Raw genomic sequence first — 12,073 nt, forward strand, 5'->3', positions numbered from 1 at the left:
AAGTCATAGATGCGGGCGTGTTGGCTAAAATGGGTCGGCCGGGATTGGTCAATCTCGGCCGACTATATTTGGCTAAATTATTCCGACGCTAACAAGGCCCATTGCGTTTGCTGCCCTCCCCCTGCTGGGCACTACTGAGTAATCTACTGGGCACTGCTGAGTAATCTACTGAGTAGTGCCCAAGCGCGAGTTGGCAAGTCCGCCGAAGCCCAGAGAAACGGCTCCGAAGAATATACTGACCGCTACTGACCGCTACTGATCGCGGCATTCGGCAGGCCCGCCGAATGCCGCGGTCTCCCGAGACTAGCAGAGCCGCCCTTATTGTTAGCGCTGCCGAAGCAAGCCCTACTTCAGCAGCAACTTGAATTTTCGTGCGATGAGCCTCCCCGGAGCCAAGAGCCTTTTGCCCTAATCACAACACCGCAATTCAAGCACCGCAGAAAACTCCATTAGCGATGAACCAGCCACTTGAAGACGTGATCAAGGTGCGGCAAGGGGTCAAATTCGGAAGTGCGGGGAAAATCGAAGAAATGCTAACCAGGCCCCAGTTTTCGCTTCCGCGAACTGCGGTTTTGGTGCTAAAAATCGCGTTGTGCTCGAAGGTTCTCGATTTTCCCCGCACTTCCGTAATTACATCCTTGGATCGAGAGTGCAGGCAACAATGACGTCATCCGCGATAGCACCCAACAGTCACGGACGTACAAAAGGCCGTTGCCGGAAGCCTCCATACAACGACTCTTCTTTGCGCGCGCCACGCTCGCAATGCTCCATTAAATGTAACTAATTGATTTGCTATATACCATTCATAATGGCACATAGCAAATCAATTAGTTACATGTGGAGGCAGAACATGAGGGAGTACGTCGAGAAGCAGCTGCACACTAGAGTCGATTGCGAGCCCAACGACGCCTCGGAAATAACGACGCAAAACTCTTTCCGAAAGTGTAGGTGAGCGAAATGGCGACTCATGCATACGATGACCTTTATTCTTATCTAGCCGCATTCAAGAACAGCTCTCTTGCCGAAATAATTGCGTACCTAGAAGAACTGGGGCAAAGGAGGTTCGACGCCTTTATTAGGGGCCTTGCACCCCTTATCCCAATCGAAAAAATCGAAAATCAATCCCTGTTCAATTTTTCTGTTGACTCCACCCTTGAAGGAGGCAAATTCCCCTGCACTGACTATGCCTGTCGAGAGCAAAACATTTACCATTTGGCAAAGTTCTCAGCATTGTATGCAGATAAAACACTGATTCATTGCCCTATAGAATCGGCATTCGAAATGGGGCACGATGATTATGTCTCAGTCGATGAACTTGCATTCGGGATCTATTTGACCATGCGAGTCGAAGACATAGTCAAAGCTGGAATACTCGGATTTTCGAGCAATTACATTCCTCTTTGCAAAGATTGCCTAGCGCGACAAATCGAAAGAGAATCAAAAGCAAAAGGATTGATATCGAGTTATTGGGATGAACTCGTACGACAATTCTGTTCCTCTACCTCGTGCACTTTAAAACAAGCACCAGATGGGAATCTGTATGTAGCGATTGAGGGAATGGATGCATATGGGTCCCATGATGAGATGGATGTCGATTTCCTGGTAATCCCGTCTGAATACGAATCGCTCTATGCAAGCCAAGGCGAAACGCGATTGGATAGAGACATGCTGGAGAAAGGCGGCATCTTGACTATCCTACTGCCATTGTTGGACGATTGCTTTCAAGCCCTCGTCAATCCCTATTTTTCGAATAGCTCGTATTTAACCACTCGTCCAGCTCAGATTGAGTTCCTCGAGTCCGCAACTTCCACCCTTTATCCTCGAAAAGATCAGACCATACCCATTCGCCGGTTATCTTGCCCCCTCCCCATTGCTGAAAATGCAACGTTGCGTAGCATCCTTGATTGCCGCATTAGAAACGAAGAGTCGTTTCTTGTGTTTAGGGATACCTTGTCCAAAGGCCTGAGCGAAAGGCCCATCGACACCTCGACATTAGCTGACCTGAAGAACGACCTAATTGAGCCCGAGCTTCACAAGATATCTTTAGTGATGAAAAACGAGCGATCCCGATTAGTCACCTCCGCAGGCATTGAAGCCGCTATCGGAATTGCGAGCTTTACATTGGGGCAATACGGAATCGCATCACCTTCTGATGCCATGGCCTTCCTCGGGGCTGCCGGCATAGGGGCCGTTGCATCTCAATCCGCAGATTTCTTGCGAGAAGCCAAGGCAAAAGAGAACCCCATGTATTTCCTCTGGAAGCTCAATAGAAACAACCGTCTGTAACCTAAGGGGCAGAACACCGCAGTCGCCGAGCATATCTCGATCATTAAATAAAGGCAGCACTAGAAAGGATGCGAATCGTGAAGAACCGATTCCCTTTACGAATGCCTAATGCAGTAAAAATCACTGGTAGATCCGAGCAGTTTAACCAAGACGACAAGAGCGCGCTCAGATTGCTGTCTGCAGTAGCTAGCCAAGTATAGATACCATCCTGTTTCCAAATTCGGTCCTACGATAAACCCTTTCTTCTTTCTCAATTTCGTCGGGATCGTCGAAGATGAGCGTCGTATCTACTACGTCCCACTGCTGCCGATGGATATCCTCAATCAGCAATCCCAGTCCGGTTAATCGAAGAAGAACTTCTGCATCTCTGCCTCTGAGCGTCTGAAAAGTTTCCTTTTCTCGAAGCATTTCGTAGTCTCCAGGTAGAAATCTGTCCAAAGTCTCTGCAAACAAACGAAGATCGTCCCAGCTAATTTCTTTATCTAGGTAGGCCTCATAAATCTTTGCTAGTCGCCGCGCTTTGTCCTCCTCAATGTATCTTTCGAGCAGGATAAGCAGGTACTCAATATCGCGCTTCCTATTTGACTCTTCAAAGTATTGCTTGTACTTGTTCCATGAGCCATTTTCAAAAGAGTCGCGGTTGAACTCATCGAGGAAACACGCATACTTCTTCAGCAGATGCGCATTGTGGATATTGTTTCCGATTTTGTAGATGCTCACTAGGCTTGAGATGACGGGGATGTCCTTCAAGAACTCGTTTTGGAGAATTTCGTCCAGGCCAACCTCTGCGATATTCGAAATAAGTTCGAGAGAGTCGCTGCAAATAGTCGGCCTTGCGTCGTCTTGCAAGCGCGATAGACCGGCCTTAGTTGATTCCTCTGCGTTTGCCATAAGATTACCTTTCATAATAATTTGCCAGTTTTGGCATGCGTTTGCAGCGCCGCTTTTCTGAAAGTGGCTCCGATTTAAATGCCATCCCCCGAATAAGCGCTCAGGTTCGATTCAACAAGTGCATTGGTTGAAAAGAGCTTTAGACCCCCTTCGAGGTAAAAGTCGCTTGTGCAGAGCAACCAAATCATCTTGTCGAGCTTGTAGGCAGTGGCCTCGGGGTCCACGCCGCCCTTCCGCGCCGCGCGCGCGGCTTCGAAATAGCAACGAGCCACTTCGACCTCGCTGTCAGTGGTAGCGTAAAACTGAACAGTATTCAGTAGGCCGTTGACACAAACATCGACGAGCGGCTGCTGAACAAGCCCGAGGACCTGTTCAGGGCGATGCAGCTCGAGCTCATGGAGCTGCACCACGGTTCGCCCTCGACCGTCTTCTGCACGCAGTGCAGGTCGAAGGGCTAGGCAGGAGCCCCGAGGCTTTTCCTAATTCTAGGTGTTAAAGTCGATTACTGCCTGCCGTGGAATAGCCTCCACTTTTCGTCTTCGATGTCTCTTTCAATTGATGACTTCACTTTTGACAGCCATTCTCTGTGTTTTAAATATGCAACACCTGCGGGCAGCTGAGCAGCAATCGAGTCAATCGCCTCAATCTCCTTGAGCTTTGCTGGAATAAAGCCTTTTTCAGGGGACCCGCTCATTGAAGATCGACGGAGATCCAAATGGTTGATCGATATCCCGTCTTTATCGAGCGTCAGAATGAGGGTGATAGCCCTAATCCTCGTCTCGTCATTGCAATCGGACAAGGCCCAGCTAATTCTATCGAGGCTATTTGCGTCGGCGATCCTTTCGCGGATGGTATATTCCAAGCGCTCCCAAAAAATATCGCTCGAGAGCGCATTTGCGTCATGAACGGGAAACAAAACGGCTATTTCAAGCCTGCCGAGTGGTTCGCTCAGCGCTTCATCGATCATTGCTTTCAGCAGATTCCAGGCATGATCATCCTGGACGGTCCAAAACGAGCTGATTCTTCGCAGGAGATCGTGCCTTTGTCGGTAGTCGAGGTTGGCAACGTACTCCAAAAAACGGTCAATCATTGAGCTGTCAAGGCGTAAAAGGCAGCGTAGGAAAGCGAGGTTATAGTCGAAAGTAGGATATCCTTCAAGTGCGAGAAAATACAGGTTGACGGCCGGTGAGGGATTGGATTCGAAGTACGAATCTAGAGCGGAGACGCGCTTTTCGTCTCCGCAGTTGCCGAAAAACCGCCAAACCCCATCATTGTGTATATGTTCGGAAAGCCAAGAAGCATATTTGAGGATATAGCCAGGATGCTTTGGCTCGACTATCTCCAAATCTTCCAAGCAGAGATGCGTTCTGCCGTCATCGAGTCTTGCGAGAATTTCGTCGAGCTCCTCCTTGTCGGGCCCGTTCTTTATTGCTAGCAAATCAAGATAGTCAAACAGGGCCGGATGGTCACTCACGTCGATCACCGCGCCCAGCTCGTTTCTAAGGACCTTCCTGCCGATGGTTTCAGCAAGATGATCAAGTGCTTCGTACGGGACAGGGATCGTCGAGGGCGACGAAGCGATATTGCGTGCGATTATGCTTGAGGCAGTATCTGGGGTCCTTTTGGCGATTTCCAGAAGGACTTTTCCGATAGCCCTGCCCGACTCCCACTCTTTATCGGAAATCTCATAATCTTCGGCTAGCTTTCCCAGGGCTTCGGTCAGTCGTTCTAGCGGTAACTCTTCCGCGGATATCCTCGGTTCTTTCTCTACGAGAGACTCGGAGTTCTCCAGACCAAGTGCGTCGAATGCGCTCTGGCGGAACCCATCGAGGCTCAGAGGGGGATTCTGCGCGCATGTTTCGTAAATCTGGTTGATGCTTAAGCTGCATAAGAGATCGATTGTCGAGTCTTCGGTTATATATTTGGGGAATAGCTCTTCAATCCTCGAGAGCACCGAATACATGTTTTCTGCGTACTCCGCTTCAGGTTCTTTGCCATAGAACGAGAAGTGCTGCCGAAAAGTGGATTTAACTTGCCTGCTGAATTCGGTTTCGACCAGAACGGAGAGCGCCCGGAAGCAATGGGCGTGGAGCTCGGCCAGCTCTGATGTGAAATTGAAGGTCAAAGTGTTGTATGTGTACGTTATGCCGTTTTGACAAACGCGCTGGGCCCTTGAAGAGAGGTATGAACTCGTCAAGACGATCAGACATGCTGCAACATTGCGGGAATGCGATTGTTGATATTTTTGAGCGAGGGCATCGAGTTTGCTGTTTTCCAAATCGAATCCCGTACGATCGAGATCGTAAGCGAAAGCGCCGTCCGGCCCGCATGCCCAGTTGTACTCGGCCGCTCGCTCGGTGCCTCTTTCTACACACTTCACGAACAACTCGGAGGCTGTTTGCGAATACTCGCTTGAGTTCATCAGGGATACAGAAATTTGCAGGGGCATAGATCCGTCGGATGTCGAATTCATGCCGAGAATTTCTTCCGATACGTCAGCGCAATCAGCGTTTTCGATGCGGTTTGAGGCAAAGGCGAGCGCCTGTATGGGGAGGAATTGATTGAATGTGACTATGAACTGATCGGCAATTCGCGCATCCCGATTCTTTATTTCATCCCAAGCTTTCTCGCATTCCCTTCGAAGGTAGTCGTACACGCTCGCACTTCCGCACACTTCAGCCATTGACTTGGCGGCTTTGAGATACGGCGCGTTCGGCATTTCTGCGGTATGCAGAATGAAATCCGCAAAACTGCCGTTCCCTTCTTTTGCGAAGTGGCGGCATATCAAGAAGTCGCGAAGATTCTGCTCTTCCATTCTTATGGCTAGCACGCCATCGGCGGAGGTAAGGATCGTGACAATTTCCTGGTCGTTCAATCTGGATGCAAAATCCCGAATCTCGGCGTCGTCGTACCCCAGCCCCAAGAGTTCCTCGTAACAAGGGTCTCCTTCAATAAGATCGCAGCAGTCGTAGATTGCAAGGTTCTCTGCGAGACGCTGCTCCCTGCTGGAGTACCCAGCTAAAGCAGAATTCATATAGATGTTCAAAAGATCGTATGGCTCTTGGATGGCTTCGAAATTGCCGTCTGCTATGGGGCTTGCTGCCATGATAGCCAAGCGCAGGTTTCCGTTTGCGATTGCCGATACTCTCTCCCTCAGTGCTATGTTTTTTATGTTGTATTCGGTCTCGAGTATCGCTTCTATATTTTCCGCGGTTAGAGGCTCCAGCTCTATTTCTCTGAAATTTAGATAACTGCCGATTTTTGCGGTCAACTCGCTTCGGTGCATCTTCCTGCAGGTGAGGACAATCTTTAGCTTTTTGTTTTCCAAACAGATTCCCAGCAAGTGCTCAAGTGACAGGTTGCCGTTTGCATCATCGACTAGAAGGATAATGTTTTCCGACTCCGACAAAATCAGCTCGATATCATCGTCGAGATGCGATGAATACCTAGAGTCCAAGATAAGAAGATCCCAGTGATGCCGTTTGCTGAATGAGAGGCATGCGTCGAGGGCGATCTTGGTTTTCCCCGATCCAGACTGCCCCTGAATCACCACTGCCTTGTTTTGCTCTATCGATTCGACGATGACTGAAAACTCGGAATCCCTGTGCATGAGGAGCTTCGACAGGTCGGTTGAGAAACGGTCGTTCAGGCTTCGCTCGATGAAGCGGTCTGGGGCGATGAATGATCCCTTTCCGAGTGGAACGCCCAATACCGTATGCGCTAGCGCAGGGTATTTTCCATCAAGGTCGCTCGCAATTGTCTCTGGCCCGATTATTTCTATCCGTGGATCGATGGCACGGACCTCCTCGAGTACCAGAGGTGAAAGGCGAAAGTATGTGTGGTACAGGATGATTCGATCTATGAGTTGCGGATTGATTCCGGTTTTGCTCCTGTCGAGGCAGTCTTTAGCATCATTTAGCAGCTTATTGCGGATGTCGGATTTAGAGGTTGTGTATGCCGCGAAGAGGTAGTGTCCATTCTCTCCTACGGAGTACATGTCTGGCACTCCGGTCGTGGTTTTATCCGTGCCGCATTGGGATCCTAATTCAATGATGTTGTTAAGCGAATATCTCCTATATAGATACTGATTTGCTAGTGTTTGAAAACGCCCGCCTTCGATCTGCCTTAGCTCTTCTTGGATCTGATTTATTTGGGACATTTTGCTCCTCGCGATAAATTCGCCTTTTGATTTCTCTTTTCTTACTCTAGTCCGCCTACCTCAGCAAGCCTTACAAGCTCGAGGGACGAGTCGACGACGTCCTCGAAGTCAAGCCCCGCCGCATAGGCCCTCGGATAAGGCGAGCGGAGGGCGCGTGACCCCGTCGGAAATGGCCGCCGTTAGGTGCGTGTTCGAGAGCTGCGCGGCGGAGCTGGATGGAGCCTGGGCAAGGCATTAGGGCATCCTCGTCCTTGTCGTAAGACTGCCATTAGAAGATCTTCTGCAAATCCTAAGCCACGTTTCAACTTGGCAACAGCTGCGGATCCTAGATATCGGCAAGACATTCGAGACTCTTGGATATGGCGTCGAAATAGATCCTTTGGTAATACTCCATGGTCTCGACCTTGCCGATCTCCGATCCGAGCCTCTTGGCCCAAGCTACGAGGGCCTTCCTGTCCTCGCCCTCGAGCGAGGCCGTGCACGACCTCATGTGGTCGCCCGGAAAAAGGACACTGTGCACAAGCCGAATATCTTCGGGAGGCATCTTCTCCATCGCCCTCGCGAGGAGGGAAGTGTCGAGGGAAATGAGCGACAGGATGGGTTCCGACCAGTCATCTGATTTCGAGAAAGCCAGATAGAGCTTCGTCGCGAATTGGTCGGGGGCGTTTATCAGGACGTTGCCAAGAGACTCCGACTCCCGTTCGCGTAGCGTCGTCAAGGCGAGCTCCCTCAGCCTGTCGACCTCCTCCAAAGCCGGAATCTCATGCGCTTCGCTCGAGTCGAAAGGGATCTCCTGCCATTCGACTCGATTCTTTCCGATTGACCTCACTGCAGACTCGGGATCCCGTCCAATGGAGGATTCCATCGCCTTGACGAGCGGCGCGACCCCTTCTGGAAAGGCGTCAGCAAATTCCCCCGCAATGCCTTTGACGGCACGCAGGACGTCGGGATAGACGTCGAACGACAAGCCGCGGCTCCCGTCCCCGGGGACAATCCCGGCGACTAAAGTCTCCACCATGCCAAGGACATCGGCATCGCGGAAAGTGGCGTGTCTGATGCCTTCGATACATTCAATAGCTTTCCGCGCGGCCGGCCCGTCGGGATGAAAGGTCGCAAGGTAATCTTCCAGGCAGGAACGAACATGCTTGGAATCGACCCCCTCACACCTCTCGAAAAAGCGGGGGATGAAGTCCAGAGCGGCGTATTTGAGCCGGCGCGACTCGAAAATGCCACCCCTAAGGATGGGATCCTCCCGGCTTGACGGAGGCCCGATGCGCATCCCCTTCGCCGCCCCCGCTGCAAAGCCGAAAGCCTCTTTGAAAACTGCCCTGGCAGACTCCGGGTCGGTGGGTTCAGCGAAGAACCCGGATTCCTTCATCCCGACCAGCACGGGGCGCATCTTGCTGAGGGATCGCAAGTTCGGCGATTCGCTTCCTTCAATCGCCGAAACGGCGTCCTCGAGCGCGCCTGGGTAGATGCCGCCCAGCACGCCTCCCAGAACGCGTTCCACAACCGAGCCGACCGAGGGCCTGAACCGGCACTTCCGCCAGACGGTCTTCTCGATGAGGCTCTCGTACTCCCTGGTCGTCCCCTTCTCCCCCTTCGGTCCTAGCCCTTTCCTCCACTCATCCTCGTTGCAGACGAGGAGGACCTTCTTCCTGCAGCCAACGACGAGGTGGTCGACCGCCCCGAGCAGCTCGCGAATGCCCATGTCGCACCTCTCCACGTCGTCTATGACGAGGAGGGTCTCGGGGCCAATGATGAGGTTCACGGCATTCAGCGGCGCCATCTTGAGATCGACGCCCGCCTTCTTCTCCAGCTCCCTGATCTTTTTCCCGAGGAACGATATTCCCGTGTCCTTGGCGAACCCGACGAGTGAATCCCACCTGCCCCTCTCCCCGCCGGCCGCGCACCCTATGGCGTATTTCGAGATGAAACCAGACTCAATCGCCCCGCAGAGCTCCGCTAAGTCCTTGGCGCCGTAGGCGGACGCCACCACGACGGGATGCCGGCTCTCATCCTCCTCCAGCTTCTCGGTCAGTGCGTGCTCGACAAAGTAGGTTTTCCCGCATCCCCATTCCCCGGTAAGCATGAGGGCGTACGAGTTCTCCTTGTCCTCGATGTACTCCCTCACGACGCCGATGATGTCATCCTCGTTCACCTTGGTCGCTCCTTGTCCGCCATCGGTTTCCACCCTTACCTTTCCTATGGCCAGGCGAGAGCCTACTCCAGCGCTTTCGGATCCCATTCGAACCCTTCGGCCTGCCGCCTTATCGCCGGGTCGATGCACTTCTTGACGAGCTCAAGCGCCGCGGCCGCGCGGTGCAAGCTAGTGGATGACCATTTCAAACAAATCTTTCGCGATAAAATCAACGCGCTTCTTAACGTCAAAACAACCATTCGCATAGCGTTTAGCAAAAGCTCTTGTAGTGGCATAACGCGATTCAGCGTATATGGGCAGCTTTTCCTTAAGCGATTTGTCTTTACATTTCGCGTTAAGTCGCTCTTCTAGCATGAGCAAGTTCCCAATAATCGAGTTTTCCTGAGCCTGCGAATCCGGAAGAATGTGCTCTATTGTGAATGCCTCAGAAACCCTAACACCAGACTTAAGCTCCTCGAGCAAGGCAAGGACCAACTTGCAGCGATCCTTCAACTTTGTTTCGCTATACAACGGCCACGAATGAGACCATCCAAGCGAAAGGAGATTAATTCGAAATGTTTCTTCTGAAGGCAGTTTTTCGTTAAAACTATTTTTCCACTCATCTAACACTTGCTGGGTGCAGTTCAACTCGATTGCGTATGAGTGTTTCACGATCGAATCCGATAGGTGGTTCGACTCCATTCCCCCGATTATCTTATAGCAAATATAGAACCGGTAAATAAATCCAATCGCATCATCATACTGCTCGCTCGTTAGCTGCTCTATTTCGCGAGCGTGCATTAAACTCATAAGAAGCGGCCTGAAGACGCGGACATTGTGTGTTCTTAAGAAACTCAAGATTTCCGCATTTCTGTCATCGCTGGTTGGCTCGACAATCTCTGCATAATATCCGGCTTTTAGCCTTAAATCATAGAGAAGATCAGCAGCCTTCTTTGGATCCGTAAAATCCCTTATTTTCTTATATGCTCCATCCTTGTCGCCTTGACCTAGGCGATATTTTTGAATTGCGTAGTGACGCAAAAAAGCTTTCATGTTCGAGCCGACTGTTGCTTCAATTTCCGACCATACCTGTTTTGCATCATCGCGCTTTTCTATAGGATGGATATAGCGCATAATATAGTTCTTCAGAAGCTCATGGTCCTCAAGCTCGATACCTCGCGCATTCAATATTTCGAATATTGTGTACGAATCTTCCTCAGACGATGATTTGATGTTTACATATGCGACAGAAATGACCGCATCCCTGAAGGCCAGCAACTCCTCATCCTTCATCTTGGCGAAACTTGCACTGAAATATTGGAAGGCTTTAACGATCAGTTCGTCTTTTGATCCGGACGCGCGTTTGCTCTTCGAGAAAGCCACAGCAGACATGGCAGCCGCATCTTCAGGAGAGATAGCAATTACTCCTTCGACGATCCTCGTTAATGATAAATGATTCTCCGGAGCGACGATCGCGTGCTCAACATCCTTAGTATCTATCGCCACTAGATATTTTTTTGTGCCATTAGCGTGGTTAATCATATTCCTTTTCTTGAAAGCGAACATGAGGCTAGACAGCAAGAGCGTTAGGGTAATAACTCTTTGTTGACCATCAATTATTGTAAAAACCCCGAGGCTGTCTTCTTCTTCTTCCTCCATCAGCACTATCGAACCGATGAAATGCGACGTAGCAACTTCCTCTGTCACAAGCTTGATGTCTTCGAATAGATCTTTCCAGTTATGCTCATCCCACACGTAAGCGCGCTGATTGCGAGGGATTCTATAGATTGAGTCATTAAGCAGCTTTCCAACCGTACTCTGACGTGCTTCAAATGCCATGTTGATCCCTTGCCTTCGCAATAGTTTTGTCGGCCTTGCCGCCTCTCGGCGTCACCAACGCCTTCGCTACAATAAAAGTCGGCACATCGCCGAGCAGGGCCGCCTTTTCGCTCGCGAACATGCCGACTGCCCCAATCAATCTCCGTCGCTGCCATCATCGTCGATTAACCAACATGTCAGCAGCAGGCAATCGTCACGTCCACAGTCCATTCTATATGCCGGCTGAGCATGGGGCGCATCTTAATCGCCAAGATATCCAGGAAGCCCGAGCTTCCAGGGAAATGCCTTCAGACGCCTTACGTTGGGTAGGCCCCCTACAGAGATCTATTGGCCGTGCACCGCAAACAACGCGTTAGGCCGTTGCACGCAATCGGCCAGCCACCCAGCATCCCCAATCCGCGTCACAACTCCCTACCCCGCTCCAGCCATCGTCATCTCCATACAGTGTCCAAACCCACACCAATAAAACCAACCCACGCAACAAGCAGCCCTCGCTTAGCAACCCAAACACCACCACAAACCAGCAAGCAATCACCAGTCTGCGTTCGCAACATCGCTTGGAACGGCAAATGCTTACCGCGCCCTTGAAACACGCCAAACTCGTCTACAACCTGCGGTTTTTCGTTTATACTGCAATCGTTGAAATGCCGGTACGCTTGCAGAATCGTACCTGTTCCGATTACAGACGATATGAGCAGGACATAAAAACATTGAGAGCCCCTGCTGCATGAAAGACCGCGGATTAGGCCGACAATGGT

At 51.0% G+C, this 12,073-nt stretch carries 7 protein-coding genes; 1 reads left to right on the forward strand and 6 read right to left on the reverse strand.

Annotated features, from left to right (window positions below; translation table 11 throughout):
• Window positions 1–948 precede the first annotated feature (948 nt).
• On the forward strand, window positions 949–2,286 hold the full coding sequence (locus FGQ67_RS09750) for a hypothetical protein (RefSeq protein WP_171025300.1): 1,338 nt from the start codon (window positions 949–951) through the stop codon (window positions 2,284–2,286).
• Between the two features lie 186 nt (window positions 2,287–2,472).
• On the opposite strand, the gene FGQ67_RS09755 is transcribed toward FGQ67_RS09750, so the two are convergent.
• From FGQ67_RS09755 to FGQ67_RS10200, 6 genes are all read right to left on the reverse strand, one after another.
• Window positions 2,473–3,177, reverse strand: coding sequence for a hypothetical protein (locus tag FGQ67_RS09755; RefSeq protein WP_117774270.1), 705 nt, complete (start codon window positions 3,175–3,177; stop codon window positions 2,473–2,475).
• Between the two features lie 74 nt (window positions 3,178–3,251).
• Window positions 3,252–3,587 carry a hypothetical protein gene (locus FGQ67_RS09760; protein WP_117774269.1) on the reverse strand — a complete coding sequence of 112 codons (336 nt, stop codon included), beginning with the start codon at window positions 3,585–3,587 and terminating at the stop codon, window positions 3,252–3,254.
• A gap of 92 nt (window positions 3,588–3,679) precedes the next feature.
• Window positions 3,680–7,336 carry a P-loop NTPase gene (locus FGQ67_RS09765; protein ID WP_138341745.1) on the reverse strand — a complete coding sequence of 1,219 codons (3,657 nt, stop codon included), beginning with the start codon at window positions 7,334–7,336 and terminating at the stop codon, window positions 3,680–3,682.
• A 325-nt stretch (window positions 7,337–7,661) separates the two neighbouring features.
• Window positions 7,662–9,530, reverse strand: a complete 1,869-nt coding sequence (locus FGQ67_RS09770; protein ID WP_171025301.1) for a P-loop NTPase fold protein — start codon at window positions 9,528–9,530, stop codon at window positions 7,662–7,664.
• A gap of 135 nt (window positions 9,531–9,665) precedes the next feature.
• Window positions 9,666–11,315: a DUF262 domain-containing protein gene (locus tag FGQ67_RS09775; protein WP_117820302.1), complete on the reverse strand. Its 1,650-nt coding sequence runs from the start codon at window positions 11,313–11,315 to the stop codon at window positions 9,666–9,668.
• A gap of 431 nt (window positions 11,316–11,746) precedes the next feature.
• The coding region (locus FGQ67_RS10200; RefSeq protein ID WP_212746039.1) for a hypothetical protein at window positions 11,747–12,073 on the reverse strand (327 nt) is incomplete at its 5' end.

The organism is Collinsella aerofaciens, from assembly GCF_005845035.1.
In the GTDB taxonomy this organism is placed as follows: domain Bacteria; phylum Actinomycetota; class Coriobacteriia; order Coriobacteriales; family Coriobacteriaceae; genus Collinsella; species Collinsella aerofaciens_I.